Genomic DNA, 21,588 nt, shown 5'->3' on the forward strand with positions numbered 1-21,588 from the left:
TGTCGGGCCGCCCGGCGCGGATTCGCGCCCCATCGTGCTGGTCGGCATGATGGGCTCGGGCAAGACGACCGTCGGACGCCGGCTGGCCGCGAGGCTGGGCCGGCGTTTCGTCGATGCCGACAAGGAGCTCGAGTCGCGCTGCGGCGTGCCGATCGCCACCATCTTCGAGCTCGAGGGGGAGGACGGCTTCCGCCGCCGCGAGGCCGCGGTCATCGACGCGCTGACCCGCGAGCCGGGCATCGTGCTGGCCACCGGCGGCGGCGCGGTGCTGCTGCCCGAGAACCGGGAGCGCCTGCGCGACCGGGGCCTGGTGGTCTTCCTGCGGGCCGGCGCGGCCGAGTTGTGGCAGCGCCTCAAGCGCGACCGGGTCCGGCCGCTGCTGCGCACCGAGAACCCGCGCCAGCGGATCGCCGACCTGCTGGCCGCCCGCGAGCCGCTCTACCGCGAGGTCGCGCACCTGACCGTCACCAGCGGGCGAGCGCCGATCGACGCGCTGGTGGCCGATATAATCGGGCGCCTCCCCGAAGCGATGCTGCCCGACCGTGCCGAAGACTCTCCATGAAATCGACGTCTCGCTCGGCGAGCGCAGTTACCCGATCCTGATCGGCGAGGGCCTGCTCGACGACTGCCCCGCGCTGCTGGCGCACGCGCGCGGCCGCCAGGTCGCGATCGTGACCAACGAGACGGTCGCGCCGCTCTTCGAGCCCCGGCTGCGCCGCGCGCTCGCCGGCGCGGCCTCGGCGCTGGTCACCGTTGCCCTGCCCGACGGCGAGGCCCACAAGGACTGGCCGTCCCTCAACCGGATCTTCGACGCGCTGCTCGCCGACCGCTTCGACCGCAACTGCCTGATCGTGGCGCTGGGCGGCGGCGTGGTGGGCGACATGGCCGGCTTTGCCGCGGCCACCTACCAGCGCGGCGTGGACTTCGTGCAGGTGCCCACCACGCTGCTTGCGCAGGTCGATTCCTCGGTGGGCGGCAAGACCGCGATCAATCACCCGCTCGGCAAGAACATGATCGGGGCCTTCCACCAGCCGAGGCTGGTGCTGGCCGACGTGACCACGCTGCGCAGCCTGCCGCAGCGCGAGCTCTCCGCCGGGCTGGCCGAGATGCTCAAGCACGGCGCGATCGCCGACCCCGCCTACCTGGGCGAGCTCGAGCGCGACATGGCGGCGCTGCTGGGCTGCGAGCCGGCGCCGATGGCGGCCGCGATCGCGCGCTCCTGCGAGATCAAGGCCGAGGTGGTGGCCGCCGACGAGCGCGAGGCCGATCGCCGCGCGATCCTGAACTTCGGACACACCTTCGGCCACGCGATCGAGGCCGGCATGGGCTACGGCGCCTGGCTGCACGGCGAGGCGGTGGGCGCCGGCATGATCATGGCGGCCGAGCTCTCGCGCCGGCTCGGGATGCTCGACGCCGCGGCCTGCGGCCGGCTGCGCGAGGCGGTCGCTTCGGCGCGCTTGCCCGTGAGCGCGCCGCGCTGGCCGGCCGAGCGCTGGCTCGAGTTGATGAGCGTGGACAAGAAGGCCGAGCAGGGCACGCCGAAGTTCGTGCTGCTCGACGGCCTGGGCAAGGCGGTGGTGCGCAAGGTGCCCGAGGCGCCGCTGCGCGAGACCTTCGAAGCCTGCGCCGCGGGCGACGCCTGACGGAGACGGGGCGATGCCGGTTCGCTGCGGCCGATGAACGCCTCCCGCGCCGACTACGCCGCCGATCCGGCCCGCAGCCGGGGCCGGCGACATCCGGAACCGTCGTCGCCGACACGCAGCGAGTTCCAGCGCGACCGGGACCGCATCGTGCACTGCGCGGCCTTCCGCCGCCTCGAGTACAAGACCCAGGTCTTCGTCAACCACGAGGGCGACCTCTTCCGCACCCGACTCACCCACTCGATCGAGGTGGCCCAGATCGCGCGTTCGGTGAGCCGCTGCCTGCGGCTCGACGAGGACCTCGTCGAGGCGATCGCGCTGGCCCACGACCTGGGCCACACCCCCTTCGGCCACGCCGGCCAGGACGCGCTCGACGCCTGCATGAAGCCCTGGGGCGGCTTCGAGCACAACCTGCAGTCGCTGCGCGTGGTCGACGAGCTCGAACAGCGCTATGCCGCCTTCGACGGCCTGAACCTCTGCTTCGAGACCCGCGAGGGCATCCTCAAACACTGCTCGGCGGCCAACGCCCGCCGGCTGGGCGAGCTGGGCGAGCGCTTCCTCGCCCGACGCCAGCCCTCCCTGGAAGCCCAGGTCGCGAACCTGGCCGACGAGATCGCGTACAACAACCACGACATCGACGACGGCCTGCGCTCCGGGCTGGTGCGGCTCGATGCGCTGGACTCGCTGGCGCTGTTCGGCCGCCATCGGGCCGCCGCGCAGGCCGCCCACCCGGGGCTCGACGGACGCCGCCTGGTGCACGAAACCATCCGCAGGATGATCGACGAGCTGGTCACCGACCTGATCGGCGAGACCCGCCGGCGGATCGCAGACGCCGGCGCCCGGTCGATCGACGAGGTCCGCGCCGCGCCGCCGCTGGCCGCCTTCACCGACCGCATCCGGGCGCAATCGGCCGAGCTCAAGCGCTTCCTGTTCACGCAGCTTTACCGGCACGAGCGCGTTTCCGCGGTCATGGAGCGCGCCCGGGCCATCGTCGAGGAGTTGTTCGCCTGGTACCGGGCCGACCCCGGCCTGCTGCCCGTCGAGCATCGCGAGCGGGTCGAGGCAATCGGCGAGCGGGCGATCGCCGACTACATCGCCGGCATGACCGATCGCTTCGCGGTGCGCGAGCATTCCCGGCTGTCCGGCGTCGACTGGTCGGATCCGGGCGCGGGGCTGCTGGGCGGAGCGAGCGAAGCGGCACCTTGACGGTGCGAACGAAGCAAACTCGCCCCAATCACGTGCGTACGCGTCGCTGATCCGCACTGATACGGTGCGAGACTCTCCCGACTGGGGCGCCCGAATCCGGGGCGAATCGCCCTAAGTTGTTGCACTGCAAGAAAAAATTCCAAGCCGGCATGCTTGGTGCTTATACTGCAAGGTTCGACTGCGCGCATTTGAGCTTCGGGGTGGCCGGCCGCTTCCAGCAGCCAGGTTTCCCGGGCGGGCCGGCCCCGGCAAGGCGCGCAGCAGGATTGCGCCTGCGGCGACAGTTCGGTCCTTCCGTCGTCCCCAGGCTGCCGCACAGCACGGACTCTGGAGTTCACTGATGGATGCCATGCAACGGGACGCCCTCGAACGGGCGGCCTCCCAAGGCCGACGCGACCCCGCCGTTCTCTCGCCGGCCGCGCCGGCGGCGGTCGGTCTCTACGATCCGGTCAACGAGCACGACTCTTGCGGCGTCGGCTTCGTCGCCAACATCAAGGGCAAGAAGAGCCACCGCATCATCGAGCAGGGCCTGCAGATCCTCTGCAACCTCGACCATCGCGGGGCGGTGGGCGCGGATTCGCTGATGGGCGACGGCGCGGGCATCCTGATCCAGATTCCCGACCTGTATTTCCGCGAGGAAATGGCGAAGCAGGGCGTCACGCTGCCGCCGGCCGGCGAGTACGGCGTCGGCATGGTCTTCCTGCCCAAGGAGCACGCATCGCGGCTGGCCTGCGAGCAGGAGCTCGAGCGCGCGGTGCGCGCCGAAGGGCAGGTGCTGCTCGGCTGGCGCGACGTGCCGCTCGACCGCGGGATGCCGATGTCGCCCACGGTGCGGGCCAAGGAACCGGTGATCCGCCAGATCTTCATCGGCCGCGGCCCGGACGTCATGGTCACCGACGCGCTCGAGCGCAAGCTCTACGTCATCCGCAAGACGGCGAGCCACAAGATCCAGATGCTGGGCCTGAAGCACAGCAAGGAATACTTCGTGCCGTCGATGTCGGCGCGCACCATCGTCTACAAGGGCCTGCTGCTGTGCGGCCAGGTGGGCCAGTACTACAAGGACCTGCAGGATCCCCGCGCGGTCACCGCGCTGGCGCTGGTGCACCAGCGCTTCTCGACCAACACCTTCCCCGAGTGGCCGCTGGCCCATCCCTACCGGCTGGTCGCGCACAACGGCGAGATCAACACGGTCAAGGGCAACTACAACTGGCTGCGCGCGCGCGAAGGCGTGATGAAGTCGCCGGTGCTCGGCGACGACCTGGCCAAGCTCTATCCGATCGTCTACGCGGGCCAGTCCGACACCGCCACCTTCGACAACTGCCTCGAGCTGCTGGTGATGGCGGGCTATCCGATCGCCCACGCGATGATGATGATGATCCCGGAGGCGTGGGAGCAGCACACGCTGATGGATCCGAAGCGGCGCGCCTTCTACGAGTTCCACGCCGCGATGATGGAACCCTGGGACGGTCCCGCGGCCATCGCCTTCACCGACGGCCGCCAGATCGGCGCCACCCTGGACCGCAACGGCCTGCGTCCGGCGCGCTACTGCGTGACCGACGACGACATGGTCATCATGGCCTCGGAGTCGGGCGTCCTGCCCATTCCCGAGAGCCGCATCGTCAAGAAGTGGCGCCTGCAGCCCGGCAAGATGTTCCTGATCGACCTCGACCAGGGCCGCATCGTCGACGACGCCGAGCTCAAGACCCAGCTCGCCAACAGCAAGCCGTACCGCGAGTGGATCGAGGCGATCCGCATCAAGCTCGACGAGATCGACGTGCCGCGCGATCTCGAGGCCGCCGCCCGCGAGGCCCTGGGCCCCACCGAGCAGGAGGCCCAGCGCACCGAGCAGATCGCCGACGAGGTCTCGCAGCAGACGCCCGCGGTGTCGACCTCGCTGCTCGACCGGCAGCAGGCCTTCGGCTACACGCAGGAAGACGTCAAGTTCCTGATGGCCCCGATGGCCGCCGCCGGCGAGGAGGCGGTCGGCTCGATGGGCAACGACTCGCCGCTCGCGGTGCTGTCGAACAAGAACAAGCCGCTCTACAACTACTTCCGCCAGCTGTTCGCGCAGGTGACTAATCCGCCGATCGACCCGATCCGCGAGCAGATGGTCATGTCGCTGGTGTCCTTCATCGGCCCGCGCCCGAACCTGCTCGACCTGAACAACATCAACCCGCCGATGCGGCTCGAGGTCTCGCAGCCGGTGCTCGACGCGCAGGACATGGGGCGCATCCGCGACATCGAGCGCTACACCGGCAACAAGTTCAAGTCCTACGAGCTCGACATCTGCTATCCGGTGGCCTGGGGCAGCGAGGGCATCGAGGCGCGGCTCGCGTCGCTGGCCGCCGAAGCCGAGGATGCGGCCCGCTCCGGCTACAACATCCTGATCGTGTCCGACCGCAAGCTGGCGGCCGACCGCGTGGCGATCCCGGCGCTTCTGGCCACCAGCGCGGTCCACCAGCACCTGGTCAACCGCGGGCTGCGCACCAGCACCGGCCTGGTCGTCGAGACCGGGTCGGCGCGCGAGGTGCACCACTTCGCGCTGCTCGCCGGCTACGGCGCCGAGGCGATCTACCCCTACCTGGCGATGCAGACCATCGCCGACCTGCACAAGGGCGCGCCCGGCGGCATCGGCCCCGACAAGGCGGTCGCGAACTTCGTGAAGGCGATCGGCAAGGGGCTGATGAAGGTCATGTCCAAGATGGGCATCTCGACCTACATGAGCTACTGCGGCGCGCAGATCTTCGAGGCCATCGGCCTGTCGAAGGCGCTGGTCGACAAGTACTTCACCGGCACGCCGAGTAACGTGGAAGGCATCGGCGTGTTCGAGGTCGCCGAGGAAGCGCTGCGCCTGCACCGCGCGGCCTTCGGCAACGATCCGGTGCTGGCCGGCATGCTCGACGCCGGCGGCGAGTACGCCTACCGGATCCGCGGCGAGGACCACATGTGGACGCCCGACTCGATCGCGCGCCTGCAGCACTCGACCCGCGCCAACAACTATTCCACCTACAAGGAGTACGCGCAGCTGATCAACGACCAGACCCGCCGGCACATGACGCTGCGCGGGCTGTTCGAGTTCCGCTTCGACGCCTGCAAATCGGTGCCGATCGAGGAGGTCGAGCCGGCCGCCGAGATCGTGAAGCGCTTCGCCACCGGCGCGATGTCGCTCGGCTCGATCTCCACCGAGGCGCACGCCACGCTGGCCGTGGCGATGAATCGGATCGGCGGCAAGTCGAACACCGGCGAGGGCGGCGAGGACGCGCTGCGCTATCGCGCCGAGATGCGCGCCGGCAAGCCGGTGGTGAAGGCCGGCGACACGCTGGGCAGCCTGCTCGGCGCCGATCGCGTCGAGGCCGACATCCCGCTGAAGGATGGCGACTCGCTGCGCTCGCGGATCAAGCAGGTGGCCTCGGGCCGCTTCGGCGTCACCGCCGAGTACCTGTCCAGCGCCGACCAGATCCAGATCAAGATGGCCCAGGGCGCCAAGCCCGGCGAGGGCGGCCAGCTGCCCGGCCACAAGGTCTCCGAGTACATCGGGATGCTGCGCTACTCGGTGCCGGGCGTCGGCCTGATCTCGCCGCCGCCGCACCACGACATCTACTCGATCGAGGACCTGGCCCAGCTGATCCACGACCTGAAGAACGCGAACACGCGCGCCTCGGTCTCGGTCAAGCTGGTCTCCGAGGTCGGCGTGGGCACGGTCGCGGCGGGCGTGGCCAAGGCCAAGGCCGACCACGTGGTCATCGCCGGCCACGACGGCGGCACCGGCGCCTCGCCGCTGTCGTCGATCAAGCACGCCGGCACCCCCTGGGAGCTGGGCCTGGCCGAGACCCAGCAGACGCTGGTGCTCAACCGCCTGCGCGGGCGCATCGTCGTGCAGGCCGACGGCCAGATGAAGACCGGCCGCGACGTGGTCGTCGGCGCGCTGCTCGGCGCCGACGAGTTCGGCTTCGCGACCGCGCCGCTGGTCGTCGAGGGCTGCATCATGATGCGCAAGTGCCACCTGAACACCTGCCCGGTGGGCGTGGCCACGCAGGACCCGGTGCTGCGCCGCAAGTTCCAGGGCAAGCCCGAGCACGTGGTGAACTTCTTCTTCTTCGTGGCCGAGGAAGTCCGCGAGTTGATGGCCAGGCTCGGCGTGCGCCGCTTCGACGAGCTGATCGGCCGGGCCGACCTGCTCGACATGCGCAAGGGGATCGAGCACTGGAAGGCGCGCGGCCTGGACTTCTCGCGCATCTTCACCGTGCCGGCGGTGCCGGCCGAAGTGCCGCGCCACCGGGTGGAGGCACAGGACCACGGCCTGTCCGCGGCGCTCGACAACCGGATGATCGAGCTGGCCCGCCCGGCGCTCGAGCGGCGCGAGAAGGTGTCCTTCATCCTGCAGATCCGCAACGTGAACCGCACGGTCGGCACGATGCTGTCCGGCGAGGTCGCCCGGCGCTTCGGTCACGACGGCCTGCCCGAGGACACGATCCACGTGCAGCTCAAGGGCACCGCGGGGCAGAGCTTCGGCGCCTTCCTGGCGCGCGGGGTCACGCTCGACCTGGTCGGCGAGGGCAACGACTACGTCGGCAAGGGCCTTTCGGGCGGCCGGATCATCGTCCGGCCCACCAACGACTTCCGCGGCCAGGCCGACCAGAACATCATCGTCGGCAACACGGTGCTCTACGGCGCAATCGAGGGCGAGGCCTACTTCTCGGGCGTGGCCGGCGAGCGCTTCGCGGTGCGCAACTCCGGCGCCACCGCGGTGGTCGAGGGCACCGGCGACCACGGCTGCGAGTACATGACCGGCGGCACGGTGGTCGTGCTCGGCGAGACCGGCCGCAATTTCGCGGCGGGCATGTCGGGCGGCATCGCCTACGTGTGGGACCCGGAAGGGCAGTTCGAGTCGCGCTGCAACACCGCGATGGCCGGGCTCGATCGGGTCCTGCCCACCTCGGAGCAGCTGCAGTCGGTCGAGCCGGCGGTCTGGCACCGCGGCGAGTGCGACGAGATCATCCTCAAGGAGTTGCTCGAGCGGCACTTCCGCTTCACCGGCAGCGAGAAGGCCCGCACGATCCTCGACGACTGGGAGCGCAGCCGGAGTCTCTTCGTCAAGGTGTTCCCCCACGAGTACCGGCGCGCGCTCGGCGAGATGCACGCCGCCGGCAAGGGCGGGAAGGTCAGGGCGAAGACCACGGCCTGAGCGGCCGCGGACAGCGTCAGCGCAGCGACAAAGACATCAGCACGGATCAAGCGACATGGGCAAGGTCACCGGTTTTCTCGAGTTCCAGCGCCTTCAGGAAGCCTCCGAAGACGCGAAGACGCGGCTGGGTCACTACCGCGAGTTCGTCCTGCACCTGACCGACGAGGAAGCCTCGCGGCAGGGCGCGCGGTGCATGGATTGCGGCATCCCCTTCTGCCAGACGGGCTGCCCGGTCAACAACATCATTCCCGACTGGAACGACCTGGTCTACCGCGGCAACTGGAAGCTGGCGCTCGACACGCTGCATTCGACCAACAATTTCCCCGAGTTCACCGGCCGCGTCTGCCCGGCGCCCTGCGAGGCCTCGTGCACGTTGAACATCAACAACGACCCGGTGGGCATCAAGTCGATCGAACACGCCATCATCGACAAGGGATGGGAGGAAGGCTGGGTGGTGCCGCAGCCTCCCGCCAAGGTCACCGGCAAGCGCGTGGCGGTGATCGGCGCGGGCCCGGCGGGCCTGGCCTGCGCGCAGCAGCTGGGGCGCGCCGGCCACGAGGTCACCGTGTTCGAGAAGAACGACCGGGTGGGCGGCCTGCTGCGCTACGGCATCCCGGACTTCAAGCTCGAGAAGAGCCACATCGACCGCCGGGTCGAGCAGATGAAGGCCGAGGGCGTGCGCTTCCGCACCGGCGTGCTGGTGGGCGAGCTCGATGGCCCGGGCATCAACGACGGGTCGAAGGAGCGCGTGTCGCCGGCCGAGCTGCTCGAGCAGTTCGACGCGGTCGCGCTGACCGGCGGCGCCGAGCAGCCCCGCGATCTCCCGGTGCCCGGCCGCGCGCTGCGCGGCGTGCACTTCGCGATGGAGTTCCTGCCGCAGCAGAACAAGATTGTGGCCGGCGACAAGCTCAAGGAGCAGATCCTTGCCACCGGCAAGCACGTCGTGGTGATCGGCGGCGGCGACACCGGCTCGGACTGCGTCGGCACCAGCAACCGCCAGGGAGCCAGGTCGGTCACCCAGTTCGAGCTGATGCCCCAGCCGCCCGAGCAGGAGAACAAGCTGCTCACCTGGCCGAACTGGCCCTACAAGCTGCGCACTTCTTCCTCGCACGAGGAAGGCTGCGCGCGCGACTGGGCGGTCACCACCAAGCGCTTCGTCGACGACGGCAAGGGCCGCGTCAAGGCGCTGGTCGGCGCGCGGCTCGAGTGGAAGAAGGACGAGGCCACCGGGCAGATGAAGATGTCCGAGGTGCCCGGTTCGGAGTTCGAGTTGCCGGCCGACCTGGTGCTGTTCGCGATGGGCTTCGTGTCGCCGGTGGCGAAGGTGCTCGAGTCCTTCGGCGTCGAGAAGGACGGACGCGGCAACGCGAAGGCCACCACCGACGGCGAGGGCTGCTACGCCACCAATGTGGGCAAGGTCTTCGCTGCCGGCGACATGCGCCGCGGCCAGTCGCTGGTCGTCTGGGCGATCCGCGAAGGGCGGCAGTGCGCCCGGGCGATCGACGAGTTCCTGATGGGCTCGTCGACCCTGCCGCGCTGAGTCAGCCCCAGCGCATCGCCGCGAAGGCTTCGACGAAGCGCCCGAGGTCTTCGGGCGCCATCCTCTCGATGCCGCCGGCCGCCGCGCGGCCGGCGCCGCCGAAGCGCCGGCACAGCGCGTCGGCGCCGTCCGGGGCGGCCAGCGGCGCCCGCACGCTGGCCCACAGCGTCCCGTCGGAACGTCTCGTGAGCACCGCGTGCGCGCGCGCCGGCGCCTCGCGCGCGAGCGCGTTGGCGAGCGTGCCCGACACCCTTCTCGCCCAGGCTTCGTCGGGCAGCACCAGCACCCTGCCGGTCGGCCCGTCCCACAGGAAGGGCAGGCTCGTGGCCCGGGCCAGGTCGCGTTCACGCTGCCCGGCGATGCGCCCGGCGATCGGCTCGTGGTCGGCGAAGGCCAGCGGGTCGGCGTGGCGCAGCATCAGCCGGAACAGTTCGGCGGGCGGGATCAGCAGGTCCGTCTCGTCATCGCCGTAGGCGTTGTAGTTGATCGCGATGCCCAGCGCGCGCAGCCGCTCGCGGGCCTCGCGCGGCAGGCCGATGGCGTCGGCGAGCCGCTCTGCAGCCGGGTCCATGTTGTCGCCCCAGGCGCCCACCGCGGCCCAGGCGCGAAAGCGGGCATCGCCGCGCTCGCCGGTCAGGAACCGGTCGACCAGCAGGCTGGTGCAGGTGCCGCTCGACAGGTCGATGCGCGCCTCCAGCCCGGGATGACGGGGGATCTCGTCCACCGCGTGGTGATCGAAGTAGCGCACGCGGGCGCCGCGCGCCAGGATCTCGTCCAGCGCCGCGCGGTTTCGCGCCATCGACAGGTCGCAGACCAGCACTTCGTCGCCGTCGCCGGCGGGCACCCGCTCGAGCAGCGCGATCTCGCGCTTCAGTCCGGTGACCAGCGTGGCCGACGCCGGATCGTGCAGGCGCCACTGCACGACCGCGCACAGCCCGTCGGCGTCGCCGTTGCAGACATCGAAGCGGCGCCCGCTCATGGCGCGCGCCTCGCCCAGTCCCCGGCGAGCGCGTCGATGTCCACCGGCCGGCCGGTGTCGACCTCGATGGCCAGGGGCCGCTCGTCGTCGCGCAACGGATCGTGGCCGGCGATCTGGCGCTCCAGCACCGCGAGGCCCGCCTCCGAGGGGTCGCCGCCGCGCAGCTCGCGCGCGCGGACCCGCTCGCGCAGCAGGTCGGCCTCGGCACGGCAATGCAGGATCGTGAAGGGCAGGCCGCGCTCGCGGGCCGCTGCGCGGAAGGCGTCGCGCTCGGGCGCTCGCAGGAAGGTCGCGTCGACGATCACCGGCCACCCTGCGTCGAGCGCGATCGTGGCCTGCGCCAGCAGCCGCGCATAGGTGCGCACGCTGTCCTCGGCCCGGTAGAGGCCGTCCCCCGGCCCGCTGCCCGATCTGGCCAGCGGACGCAGGCCGGCCAGCCGCTTGCGTTCCACGTCCGAGCGCAGGCGCAGCGCGCCGGCACGCTCGAGCAGTCGGGCCGCCAGATGGCTCTTGCCGGAGCCCGACAGCCCGTGCGTGATCAGCAGCCGCGCATCGCGCAGACGGGCCAGGCGATCGGCCAGCGCGAGGTAGTCGGGCGCCGCCGTCGGGGAGTCTGTCGGGGCGTCTGCGGAGGCGCCTGTCGGGGCGGTCGTCGGCGCGCCGCCGGCGACCTGCTGCCCGGCGCGGATCGCCGCCACCATGGCGCGCACCAGTGCCCGGTAGACCAGGTAGTAGCGCAGCACCGGCACGCCCTCGTGGTCGCCGCTGTGCGCCAGCCACGCGTCGAGGAATCGGAAGGCCAGGTCGCCGCGCGCGTGGGCCATCAGGTCCATCGCCAGGAAGGCCACTTCGCTCTGCACGTCGATCCAGCGCAGATCGGGAGCGAACTCGATGCAGTCGAAGGCCGTGACCTCCTCGCCCAGCGCCACCGCGTTGGCCAGGTGCAGGTCGCCGTGGCACTCGCGGACCTTGCCCTCGGCCCTGCGGCGGTCGAAGACCGGCCGCAGCCGCACGGCCTCGGTCTCGCACCAGGCGCGCAGCCGGACCACGCGCGGATCGTCGAGCCGCTGCGCGAGCGAGTCGAGCACGCGCGCGGTGGCCGCCCCGACGTGGGCCGCGCTGCCGAAGCCGGCGCCCGGGGCCGCCGCCGGCACGGCTTCGTGAAAGGCCGCGATGCGCTCGGCGAGCCGGTCGAGGTCCGCGCCGTTCAGGCGCCCCGCGGCGAGGCGCTCGCTGAGCAGGGCGCCCGGCGGGAACTCGCGCATCAGCACCGCGTGGTCGATCGGCGGGCCCTCGCCGTCGATGCGCGGTTGCTCGCGGCTTCCGCGAATCGCGACCACGTCGAGATAGAGGTCGGGGGCGAGACGCCGATTCAGCCTGAGTTCCTCGCGGCAGAACCGCTCGCGCACCTCGGCCGATCCGAAGTCGAGGAAGCCCAGCCGCACCGGCTTCTTCAGCTTCCATGCGTGCTCGCCGTCGAGCAGCACCCAGGAGATGTGCGTCTCGATGCAGCGGACCGGGCGGCCCAGCGCGGACTCGAGATGCCGGCGCAGCGCCTGCGCGAAGCCGTCGGGCGGCGCGGGCTCGTCGGCATCCTGCGAGTTGGCGTCGTGCGTGGCGGTTCTCGAATCCGTCTGCGGCATGTCGGTCCGGTCTGCGGGCCTCGCCGATGGTGGCACACTGTCGGCACGACTGGCCAGCAGGCAAGGCGACCGGCCGCCAGGCCCGGCGCAGCGGGCCGGCGACCCCTGCCAGGAAATGGAGACACGATTCCGATGACCGAGATCCACGAGCTGAGCGCCGCCGAACTGTCGAACGCCTACGCGCGCGGCGAACTGTCGCCGGTCGAGGCCGCTCGCGCGGCGCTCGAGCGCATCGAGCGCTGGGAGCCGAAGATCAACGCGATGTATCGGGTCCATCGCGACGCCGCGCTCGAGGCCGCAACCGGGTCCGAGGCGCGCTGGCGCGCCGGCAGCCCTCTGTCCGCGATCGACGGCGTGCCGGTCACGATCAAGGAGAACATCTACACCCGGGGCGACCCGGCCCCGCTGGGCACGCAGGTCACCGACCGCACGCCCAAGGCGCAGGACGCGCCGCCGGCGGTCCGCATGCGCGAGGCGGGCTGCGTGATCCTGGGCAAGACCACCATGCCCGACTTCGGCATGCTGTCGTCGGGGCGCTCGTCGATGCACGGCACCACGCGCAATCCCTGGCGCCTCGATCGCAACACCGCCGGCTCGTCCTCGGGCGCCGGCGCCGCGGGCGCGGCCGGCTACGGCCCCTTCCACATCGGCACCGACATCGGCGGCTCGATCCGGCTGCCGGCGGCGCTGTGCGGGCTGTACGGCCTCAAGCCCAGCCTCGGGCGGGTGCCGATCGACCCGCCCTACATGGGCCGGGCAGCGGGGCCGATGACCCGCAGCGTGACCGACGCCGCGCTGATGATGAACGCGCTCGCCCGGCCGGACGCGCGCGACTTCATGAGCCTGCCCTACGAACCGATGGACTACGCGGCGAACGTCGACGGGCTGTCGCCCAAGGGCCTGAGGATCGGCGTGCTGACCGACATGCGCGCCGGCCTCCCGCCCGAGCCCGAAGTGGTCGCCGCGGTCGAGTCGGCGGCGCGCGCGCTCGAGGCGGCCGGCGCGATCGTCGAGCCGGCGCCGGCCTTCCTCGCGCCCGCGATGCTCGATGGCATCTGCGCCTTCTTCGAGGCCCGCTCGCACGCCGACGTGGCCACGATGGCGCCCGAGGTCCGATCGAGGATCCTGCCCTTCATCGTGGAGTGGTGCATGCACCGGGCAAGCAACTTCACCGGCGCCGACGTGATGACTGCCTACGGCCAGGTGATGACCATGCGCGACGCGGCGGTGCGCGCCACCGCCCGCTTCGACTTCCTGCTGATGCCGACCACGCCGGTCGTGTCCTGGGGCGCCGAGCAGCACAGCCCGAGCGACGATCCGCACGATGCGCTGTCGCACATCGCCTTCACCGTGGCCTTCAACATGAGCGAACAGCCCGCCGCATCGGTGCCCTGGACCCACTCCGCCGACGGGCTGCCCATCGGCGTTCAGGTGGCCGGCCAGCGTTTCGACGATCTGGGGGTCCTGCGCCTGTCCCGCGCCCTCGAGCTCCTGCGCCCGCCGCTGCGCCCCTGGCCGCAGCCGTGACGATGAGGGCGTGGGGGCGCCGGTGACTCGTGCCATGCGCCCGGCCACCGGGAGCGGCGAAACCGCGCCGGACATGTGCTGCGGCCCCGCTGCGCGGGGCTTCCCGCCCCGACCTCGGTTTGTCGCACCCGCCTCGTAGGGGCTTCGCCCCCGACGAGCGGGTCCCGCGACAAACCTTTCGGTCGCGGGCGGCTTGCACGATGTCCGGCGCGGTTTCGCCGCTCCCGGTGGCCTGGAGGTCCTGTACTGCGGACGGGTGCCGCCGCGCCCTCACGGCTGCGACCACGGACGCGTTGGCGGGATGGCGCAGCGGTCGACCGCGTGCCGGTTCGATCGCCGGACCCCGCTGCCGGCTGCCCCTCGCCTGCGGCCGGGCGAACGCCCAAGCCGGCGGCCCGGCGGACGACCGAACGGCGATCAGCCGCCCGCGCCGCGGCACTTGTACATGCCCATGCCCGTATAGCTCATCACCGTCTCGCCATCCTGGTTGATCGCCTCCTGCCGCACCCGGATCACGCCACGGTCGGGTTTGCTCTCGGAGCGGCGCTTCTCGAGGATGGTGGTGCGCACGCGCAACCGGTCGCCGGGGCGCACCGGCTTGTGCCAGCGGACTTCGTCGATGCCGGGCGAGCCCATGCTCGACAGCGGGGAGATGAAGTTGTCCACCAGCAGGCGCATCATGATGCTGCCGGTCATCCAGCCGCTGGAGATCAGGCCGCCGTAGACGGTGCGCGCGCCGGCTTCGGGATCCACGTGGAAGGGCTGCGGATCGTACTTGCGGGCGAACTCGACGATCTCCTCCTGGGTGACCGGGTAGTCGCCGAACTCGGCGGTCTCGCCGACCTCGTAGTCCTCGAAATAGCGCTGCTTGAACGGTACCGCCATCCTCGATCCTCCCTGTTTCGATGACCCTGCCGGCCGCTCGTCCGTGCGGGGGCGGGCGGCTTCCTGGACCCTAGAATACCCGGATGGACGAATCGCTTCGTGTCGATAAATGGCTGTGGGCCGCGCGCTTCTTCAAGAGCCGCAGCCTGGCGCAGACCGCCATCGAGAACGGCCGGGTGCTGGTCGGCGGGCAGCGGGTCAAGCTGTCCCGGGCGCTGCGCCTGGGCGACGAGCTCACGCTGCGCATCGGCGACGACGAGCGCACGATCGTCGTGCTCGGCCTCGACGATCGCCGCGGCCCGGCCTCCGTCGCGCAGGCGCTCTACGAGGAAACGCGCGCGTCGGTCGAGCGTCGCGAGGCCCGGCGCGAGTCGCGTCGCTTCTTCACCGAGCCGGCCGAGGCGATCGCGCACGGCCGACCCACCAAGCGCGACCGTCGCCAGATCGGGCGCCTGCGCGCCGACGGGAGCGCCTGAGCATGGGCCGCCTGCCTGTCGCCTCGTGGCGCGGGCGCCGCCGCTTCGCGAGGCGCGTGTCGGGTGCCGGCTTCGCCGTGCTCGTGGCGGCGCTGGCCGCGCACGCCCGTCCGGTCCTGGCGGTCGGCGCCGAGGCGGTGTCGCTGGACGAAGCCGCTCGACGCCTCGCCTCGGGCGGCTGGATCTTGATGATGCGTCATGCGGCCACCGAGCCCGGGGTGGGCGACCCGCCGGAGTTCCGGCTCGGGGCCTGCGCCACGCAGCGCAACCTGTCGGCGGCCGGCCGCGAGCAGGCCAGGCAGGCCGGCGCGGCAATGCGCGCTGCGGGGATCCGCCTTCACGAAGTGCGAACCAGCCAGTGGTGCCGTTGTCGCGAGACCGCCGAGCTGGCCTTCGGGCGAGCGGCCGACTGGCCGGCGCTGAACTCGTTCTTCGCCTCGCGCGGCGGCGAATCTGCCCAGACCGATCAGGTCCGTGCCTGGGCGGCCACGCTGGAAGCCGGCCGCAACGCGATGCTGGTCACGCACCAGGTCAACATCAGCGCGGTGATGGGGCAGTTCGCTGCCCCGGGAGAGGTCGTCGCGGGCCGCTGGCGAGCGGGGCAGATCGAACCGGCCTTCCGCTTCGTTCCCTGAGCGGCGCGCCATCGATCGGCGCGGGCGCCGGTGCGCCGCCCGGGCGGGGCTTCCGGGCCCTCAGCGCCCGTCGTCGGGCTTGCTGGTGAGCATCCAGGTCAGCGCGCTCGACGCGGCGAACAGCGCCCAGAACACGAAGAAGCCCACCGTGTAGGCGGCCTCGCGCGTGCCGGCCAGGTGCAGGCCCACGAACACCAGTTCCTGGGGGTCGATCATCGAAAAGACGATGCCGACCGCCACCGCGGCCATCAGGAAGGACGGCCAGAGCACCTGCATCATGAAGCGGCCGAGCCGGCGCTCGCCGATCGGCTTGGGGTCGAGTTCGGTCATCGGCGGCCTCCGGCGATGACGGGGTCCGAGGCGAGTTTCAGCGGAACGTCGAACCGGTCGGTGCGGGCGAGCAGGCGCCAGCTGCGCTGTGGATCCTCGAGATGCACGATCCAGTGCCCGCTGGCAGGCAGCACGCCGCCGGCCTGGTAGCGGCCGCCGCCGGTGTGGCGAAGCGCCACCTGCGCGTCGAGCGCCGATTCGGTCGCGTGCACCAGTTTCAGGTTGAGCACGTCCGGGTATCCGAAGTCTGCGAGCTTCCCGGCGAGCTCGACCGCGATCCCGCCCGTGGCGCCGGCGCCCGGCACCAGCGTGGCTTCCAGTCCGAGCTGCGTGGCGCGATCGTCGCGCGCGAGCTGCTGGTTGATCGCGCGGCCTTCCCGGTAGTAGTCGTCGACCACCATCGAGTTGTTGGCGTTGGCGGCCAGCCACCAGGTGAAGATGCCGCCGAACATTGCGGTGGCCGGCATGATCATCAGCAGCCAGGGCCAGCGCTGTCGGTACCAGGGAGTGACGATCGATGCTTCGGGCATGCCTCGTGGATCCTTGCTCGGTTGGGCGGGTCGTTCAGCGCGGGACGAAGAAGGTCGACTTCGCGCTGGTCGACACCGATTCGTCCGTGCCGTCTCGCACGCTGAACCGGATCGGGTTGCTGCCGGGCTTGCCGTTGCCGGGCTTCGTGCGCACGGTGATCGGCACCATCCTGACGCCGGCCGGGCCGACCTGGAACTCGGTCTGTCCCTCGACGAAGATCGACTCGATGCCCTCGACGCTTACCACGAAGCGGCGCGCGGTCTCCGACGAGTTCATCAGCTGCAGGCGATAGGTGTTCTCGATCATGCCGTCGGCCACTTCGCGGCCGAGCGAGCGGTCGGGGATCACGTCGAGCTTGACCGGCGAGCGCATCAGCAGGTGCGCGAACAGCGCGAGCGTGACCACGAGCAGGACGCCGGCGTAGACCAGCACTCGCGGCCGGGCCACGCGCTTGAACACCTCCTTGTCCTTCAGGCCCTGCGCCATCGCGTTCTCGGACGTGTACCGGATCAGGCCGCGCGGGTAGTTCATCTTGTCCATCACCTGGTCGCAGGCGTCGATGCACGCCGCGCAGCCGATGCACTCGTACTGCAGGCCTTCGCGGATGTCGATGCCGGTCGGGCAGACCTGCACGCACAGCGTGCAGTCGATGCAGTCGCCCAGCCCCATCGCCGACGGGTCGGCCTTCCTGGAGCGCGACCCGCGCGGCTCGCCGCGCTGGGCGTCGTAGGTGACCGTCAGCGTGTCACGGTCGAACATGACGCCCTGGAAGCGCGCGTACGGGCACATGTACATGCAGACCTGCTCGCGCATGAAGCCGGCGTTGCCCCAGGTCGCGAAGCCGTAGAAGAGCACCCAGAAGGTCTGCCAGGGGCCGGTGGACAGGGTGAGGATCGCGCCGAGCAGCTCGCGGATCGGCGTGAAGTAGCCCACGAAGGTGATGCCGGTCCACAGCGCGATCAGCACCCACAGCACGTGCTTGGTGGCCTTGCGCGCGAACTTGGCGCCGGACATCGGGGACTTGTCGAGCTTCATCCGGGCGGTGCGGTCGCCCTCGACCTTGCGCTCGACCCACATGAAAATCTCGGTGTAGACCGTCTGCGGGCAGGCGTAGCCGCACCACAGGCGGCCGGCCACCGCGGTGAACAGGAACAGCGAGAGCGCGGAGATGACCAGCAGGCCGGTCAGGTAGATGAAGTCCTGCGGGTACAGGACCGTGCCGAACAGGTAGAAGCGGCGCGCCTCGAGGTCGAACAGGACCATCGGCCGATCGCCCCAGCCGAGCCAGGGCAGGCCGTAGAACAGGAGTTGCGTGAACCAGACCAGCGCCCACCGCCAGCCGGCGAACAGGCCGGTGACTGCCCTCGGGTAGATCTTCTTGCGGACCTCGTAGAGGGCGACCTCGACGTCGCTGGGCGCGCTGGCGCCCCGCGATCGGCTGGCTGGCTCGGACATCGTGTGAGTCTAGCGCGACGCGGCTTCGGAGCGGTTGGACAGGCCCCAGACGTAGGCGGTCAGGAGGTGGATCTTGCCGTCGCCCAGGAGTTCGCCGAAGGCGGGCATCTGGTTGTTGCGCCCCTTGTTGATCGTTTCGATGGTCGTGGCGAGGCCGCCGCCGTAGAGCCAGGTCTTGTCGGTCAGGTTGGGTGCGCCCAGGGCGGGATTGCCCTTGCCCTCGGGCCCGTGGCAGGCCGCGCAGACGCCGAACTTGTCCTTGCCCAGCGCCGCCCGGGCGGCGTCGTGGCCGCTGTCGGACAGCGACAGCACGTAGTGCGCCAGGTTGGTCACGTCGTCGGACGAGCCGACCGCCGCGCCCATCGGCGGCATCACGCCCTGCCGGCCCTGGGTGATCGTGGCCTTGATCGCCTCGGGCTCGCCGCCCCACAGCCAGTCACGGTCGGCCAGGTTCGGGAAGCCGCGGCTGCCCTGGGCCGTGGAGCCGTGGCACTGCACGCAGTAGGTCAGGTACAGGCGCTCGCCCATTTCGCGGGCTTGCGGGTCGGCGGCCACGGTCTTGACGTCCTGGGCCATGAACTTGGCGAACAGCGGCTCCACCGCCTGGTTGACCCGGGCCACTTCGCGCTCGTACTGGTCCTTCTGGCTCCAGCCCAGCGTGCCGGCGAAGCTGCCCAGCCCGGGGTAGAGGATCAGGTACACCACCGAGAAGACGCAGGTGAGGATGAACAGCCACAGCCACCAGCGCGGCAGCGGGTTGTTGAACTCCTCGAGGTCTTCGTCCCATTTGTGACCGGTGGTGCCGACCTCCTGGCCCTTGACCTTGCCCTTGGCGAGCGCCAGCGCGAGCCACAGGCAGAAGAGGATCGACGCGATCGTGACGATCGCGATGTAGAGGCTCCAGCCGGAACTCGTGAAATCGGCCATTTTTCGTTCTCCGCGGATGTTCGCGTCGGATTCTTCGAGGGGGCGTGTCCAGGGGGCTCAGAGGTCGTCGCGCTCGGCGAAGGGCAGGCGCGATGCTTCCTCGAAGCGCTTGCGCTGCCGGCCGCTCCAGGCCCACATCACGATGCCCAGGAAGACCAGCAGGCTCACCACGGCGATGATCCCGCGCAGCACGTTGATGTCCATGTCGACTCCCTTCACGCCCCGTGTGTCACTGCGGCTTGCTGAGCGAGGTACCCAGCACCTGCAGGTACGCGATCACTGCGTCCATCTCGGTGCGGTCCTTCAGCTCTTCCGGCGCCTTGTCGATCTGCTCGGCGGTGTACGGATGGCCCAGCTTGACCAGCGCGCGCATCTTGGCCTGGATCGAGCCGTCGTCGGCCGGCGTCCTGGCGAGCCACGGATAACCCGGCATGTTCGATTCCGGCACGAGGTCGCGCGGATTGATCAGGTGCACGCGATGCCATTCGTCGGTGTAGCGGCCGCCGACCCGCGCCAGGTCCGGCCCCGTGCGCTTGCTGCCCCACTGGAACGGACGGTCGTAGACGAACTCGCCGGCCACCGAGTAGTGGCCGTAGCGCTCGGTCTCGGCGCGGAAGGGCCGGATCATCTGCGAGTGGCAGTTGTAGCAGCCTTCGCGAACGTAGATGTCGCGTCCGGTGAGCTGCAGCGCGGTGTAGGGCTTGAGCCCCGCGACCGGCTCGGTGGTCGACTTCTGGAAATAGAGCGGAACGATCTCGACCAGGCCGCCGATGCTGATCGTGACGATGATCAGGACGATCATCAGCGGCAGGTTCTTCTCGATGATCGAATGCGAGAACTTCATTGTCTTTCTCCTTCCCGCTCAGGCGTGGGCCGGGTCGAGGCGCGGCACCGGCGCGTCGACCGCCTTGCCGCCGCGAATCGTCATCACCATGTTCCAGAGCATCACGCCCATGCCGCTCAGGTACAGCAGGCCGCCCAGCACCCGGATGTAGTAGTACGGGTAGGTGGCCTTGAGCGACTCGATGAAGGCATAGGTGAGCGTGCCGTCCGGGTTGGTGGCGCGCCACATCAGGCCCTGCGTGACACCGGCGATCCACATCGCGGCGATGTAGAGCACCACGCCGATCGTGGCGATCCAGAAGTGCGCCTCGATGGCGCGCACGCTGTACATCTGCGTGCGGCCGAACAATCGGGGCAGCAGGTAGTAGATCGAGCCCATCGTGATGAACCCGACCCAGCCCAGCGCGCCCGAGTGCACGTGGCCGACGGTCCAGTCGGTGTAGTGCGACAGCGCGTTGACCGTCTTGATCGACATCATCGGACCCTCGAAGGTCGACATGCCGTAGAAGGACAGCGAGACGATCAGGAACTTCAGGATCGGGTCCGTGCGCAGTTTGTGCCAGGCGCCCGAGAGGGTCATGATCCCGTTGATCATGCCGCCCCACGACGGCGCCAGCAGGATCAGCGAGAACACCATGCCCACGCTCTGCGCCCAGTCGGGCAGCGCCGTGTAGTGCAGGTGGTGCGGGCCGGCCCACATGTAGGTGAAGATCAGCGCCCAGAAGTGCACGATCGACAGCCGGTACGAGTACACCGGGCGCTCGGCCTGCTTGGGGATGAAGTAGTACATCATTCCCAGGAAACCCGCGGTCAGGAAGAAGCCGACCGCGTTGTGGCCGTACCACCACTGCACCATCGCATCCTGCACGCCCGCGTACAGCGAGTACGACTTGGTGCCGGTCACCGGCAACGCCAGGTTGTTGAAGATGTGCAGCACGGCGATCGTGATGATGAAGGCGCCGTAGAACCAGTTGGCCACGTAGATGTGGGGCGTCTTGCGCTTGGCCACCGTGCCGAAGAACACGATCGCGTAGGCCACCCACACTGCGGTGATCAGCAGGTCGACCGGCCACTCGAGCTCGGCGTACTCCTTGCTCTGCGTGATGCCCAGCGGCAGCGTGACCACCGCCGAGAGGATCACCAGCTGCCAGCCCCAGAACACGAAGGAAGCCAGCGCGGGCGAGAACAGCGGTGTCTGGCAGGTTCGCTGGACCACGTAGAACGAGGTGGCGATCAGGCCGGTGCCGCCGAACGCGAAGATCACCGCGTTGGTGTGCAGCGGACGCAGCCGGCTGTAGGTGAGCCAGGGGATGTCGAAGTTCAGCGCCGGCCAGGCCAGCTGCGCGGCGATGAACACGCCGACCAGCATGCCGACGAATCCCCAGATGACGGTCATGACCGTCAGTTGCCGGATGACCTTGTAGTGATAGGTCTCACCCGTAAGCGGCCTTGTCGTGCTCATTCGAACCCCCGTGGCAGGACTGCCCATTATCTTGATGTGGTTTCCTGGCGATCTTGCGCTGCGTCAATGCGCAACGTGTCGCCATTGTCAGCGACGTTCCGATTGTCGCCGCTTCGTGTGTCGGGCGCGCTGCGGTGATCGCCGCCCCCCTCGTCGGCCGCCGGCTCGCCGGCCCGGGCCGGCCGGTCGTCGTCGTGGAGCACGCTCCAGGCCGGGCCGTCCATGTCCTCGAACTGTCCGCTGTCGGACATCCGCAGGAAGACCCACGCCGCGGCGAAGACCGCGACGACGCTGAGCGGGATCAGCAGGTACAAGGCTTCCATC

At 70.2% G+C, this 21,588-nt stretch carries 19 protein-coding genes; 8 read left to right on the forward strand and 11 right to left on the reverse strand.

The features are described from left to right. Nucleotides 1-46 precede the first annotated feature (46 nt). The 5 genes from FHP08_RS15295 (at nucleotide 47) to FHP08_RS15315 (ending at nucleotide 9,571) form a co-directional block, all read left to right on the forward strand. Nucleotides 47-562: a shikimate kinase gene (locus FHP08_RS15295; protein WP_147705412.1), complete on the forward strand. Its 516-nt coding sequence runs from the start codon at nucleotides 47-49 to the stop codon at nucleotides 560-562. Then, entirely contained in the window at nucleotides 543-1,643 is a 1,101-nt protein-coding gene (gene aroB, locus FHP08_RS15300) for a 3-dehydroquinate synthase (RefSeq protein ID WP_147705355.1), read from the forward strand. The genes FHP08_RS15295 and aroB overlap by 20 nt, the downstream gene beginning before the upstream one ends. 33 nt (nucleotides 1,644-1,676) lie before the next feature. Next, a complete protein-coding gene (locus FHP08_RS15305) occupies nucleotides 1,677-2,846 on the forward strand; it encodes a deoxyguanosinetriphosphate triphosphohydrolase (protein WP_147705356.1) in 1,170 nt (389 codons plus the stop codon). Between the two features lie 349 nt (nucleotides 2,847-3,195). Further along, complete coding sequence (locus tag FHP08_RS15310; protein WP_147705413.1) at nucleotides 3,196-8,031, forward strand: glutamate synthase-related protein; 4,836 nt, start codon at nucleotides 3,196-3,198, stop codon at nucleotides 8,029-8,031. 55 nt (nucleotides 8,032-8,086) lie between these two features. Next, a complete protein-coding gene (locus FHP08_RS15315) occupies nucleotides 8,087-9,571 on the forward strand; it encodes a glutamate synthase subunit beta (RefSeq protein WP_147705357.1) in 1,485 nt (494 codons plus the stop codon). A 1-nt stretch (nucleotide 9,572) separates the two neighbouring features. Here the strand turns inward: FHP08_RS15315 and FHP08_RS15320 are convergent, their stop codons facing one another. After that, nucleotides 9,573-10,550, reverse strand: a complete 978-nt coding sequence (locus tag FHP08_RS15320) for a hypothetical protein (RefSeq protein ID WP_147705358.1) — start codon at nucleotides 10,548-10,550, stop codon at nucleotides 9,573-9,575. Beyond that, a complete protein-coding gene (locus FHP08_RS15325; RefSeq protein WP_147705359.1) occupies nucleotides 10,547-12,193 on the reverse strand; it encodes a bifunctional aminoglycoside phosphotransferase/ATP-binding protein in 1,647 nt (548 codons plus the stop codon). Before FHP08_RS15325 ends, FHP08_RS15320 begins: the two co-directional genes overlap by 4 nt. Before the next feature lie 132 nt (nucleotides 12,194-12,325). Between FHP08_RS15325 and FHP08_RS15330 the strand changes: the two genes are divergently transcribed. Further along, nucleotides 12,326-13,720 carry an amidase gene (locus tag FHP08_RS15330; protein WP_147705360.1) on the forward strand — a complete coding sequence of 465 codons (1,395 nt, stop codon included), beginning with the start codon at nucleotides 12,326-12,328 and terminating at the stop codon, nucleotides 13,718-13,720. A gap of 417 nt (nucleotides 13,721-14,137) precedes the next feature. Here the strand turns inward: FHP08_RS15330 and FHP08_RS15335 are convergent, their stop codons facing one another. Beyond that, nucleotides 14,138-14,605: a MaoC family dehydratase gene (locus FHP08_RS15335; protein WP_147705361.1), complete on the reverse strand. Its 468-nt coding sequence runs from the start codon at nucleotides 14,603-14,605 to the stop codon at nucleotides 14,138-14,140. Between the two features lie 83 nt (nucleotides 14,606-14,688). Between FHP08_RS15335 and FHP08_RS15340 the strand changes: the two genes are divergently transcribed. Next, nucleotides 14,689-15,081: an RNA-binding S4 domain-containing protein gene (locus FHP08_RS15340; RefSeq protein ID WP_147705362.1), complete on the forward strand. Its 393-nt coding sequence runs from the start codon at nucleotides 14,689-14,691 to the stop codon at nucleotides 15,079-15,081. Between the two features lie 2 nt (nucleotides 15,082-15,083). Continuing rightward, nucleotides 15,084-15,716, forward strand: a complete 633-nt coding sequence (locus FHP08_RS15345) for a histidine phosphatase family protein (RefSeq protein ID WP_147705363.1) — start codon at nucleotides 15,084-15,086, stop codon at nucleotides 15,714-15,716. Between the two features lie 60 nt (nucleotides 15,717-15,776). Here the strand turns inward: FHP08_RS15345 and FHP08_RS15350 are convergent, their stop codons facing one another. Genes FHP08_RS15350 through ccoS form a run of 8 tightly spaced genes read right to left on the reverse strand, consistent with a single transcriptional unit; the run spans nucleotide 15,777 to nucleotide 21,578 of the window. Then, the gene (locus tag FHP08_RS15350; RefSeq protein WP_147705364.1) at nucleotides 15,777-16,046 is read right to left on the reverse strand and encodes a hypothetical protein; all 270 of its coding nucleotides are present in this window, start codon (nucleotides 16,044-16,046) and stop codon (nucleotides 15,777-15,779) included. Next, a complete protein-coding gene (locus FHP08_RS15355; RefSeq protein ID WP_147705365.1) occupies nucleotides 16,043-16,576 on the reverse strand; it encodes a FixH family protein in 534 nt (177 codons plus the stop codon). The genes FHP08_RS15350 and FHP08_RS15355 overlap by 4 nt, the downstream gene beginning before the upstream one ends. 34 nt (nucleotides 16,577-16,610) lie before the next feature. Beyond that, a complete protein-coding gene (gene ccoG / locus FHP08_RS15360; protein ID WP_147705366.1) occupies nucleotides 16,611-18,032 on the reverse strand; it encodes a cytochrome c oxidase accessory protein CcoG in 1,422 nt (473 codons plus the stop codon). A gap of 9 nt (nucleotides 18,033-18,041) precedes the next feature. After that, a complete protein-coding gene (ccoP, locus tag FHP08_RS15365) occupies nucleotides 18,042-18,959 on the reverse strand; it encodes a cytochrome-c oxidase, cbb3-type subunit III (RefSeq protein WP_147705367.1) in 918 nt (305 codons plus the stop codon). A gap of 57 nt (nucleotides 18,960-19,016) precedes the next feature. Further along, nucleotides 19,017-19,163 carry a cbb3-type cytochrome oxidase subunit 3 gene (locus FHP08_RS15370; RefSeq protein ID WP_147705414.1) on the reverse strand — a complete coding sequence of 49 codons (147 nt, stop codon included), beginning with the start codon at nucleotides 19,161-19,163 and terminating at the stop codon, nucleotides 19,017-19,019. A gap of 25 nt (nucleotides 19,164-19,188) precedes the next feature. After that, nucleotides 19,189-19,803 (reverse strand): cytochrome-c oxidase, cbb3-type subunit II, encoded by a 615-nt coding sequence (gene ccoO / locus FHP08_RS15375; protein ID WP_147705368.1) that lies wholly within the window; start codon nucleotides 19,801-19,803, stop codon nucleotides 19,189-19,191. 18 nt (nucleotides 19,804-19,821) lie between these two features. Then, the gene (ccoN, locus tag FHP08_RS15380; protein WP_147705369.1) at nucleotides 19,822-21,264 is read right to left on the reverse strand and encodes a cytochrome-c oxidase, cbb3-type subunit I; all 1,443 of its coding nucleotides are present in this window, start codon (nucleotides 21,262-21,264) and stop codon (nucleotides 19,822-19,824) included. Nucleotides 21,265-21,290: 26 nt separating this feature from the next. Further along, a complete protein-coding gene (ccoS, locus tag FHP08_RS15385; protein ID WP_267285497.1) occupies nucleotides 21,291-21,578 on the reverse strand; it encodes a cbb3-type cytochrome oxidase assembly protein CcoS in 288 nt (95 codons plus the stop codon). Between the last annotated feature and the right edge of the window lie 10 nt (nucleotides 21,579-21,588).

The organism is Zeimonas arvi (genome assembly GCF_008039575.1).
Taxonomy (GTDB): Bacteria; Pseudomonadota; Gammaproteobacteria; order Burkholderiales; family Burkholderiaceae_E; genus Zeimonas; species Zeimonas arvi.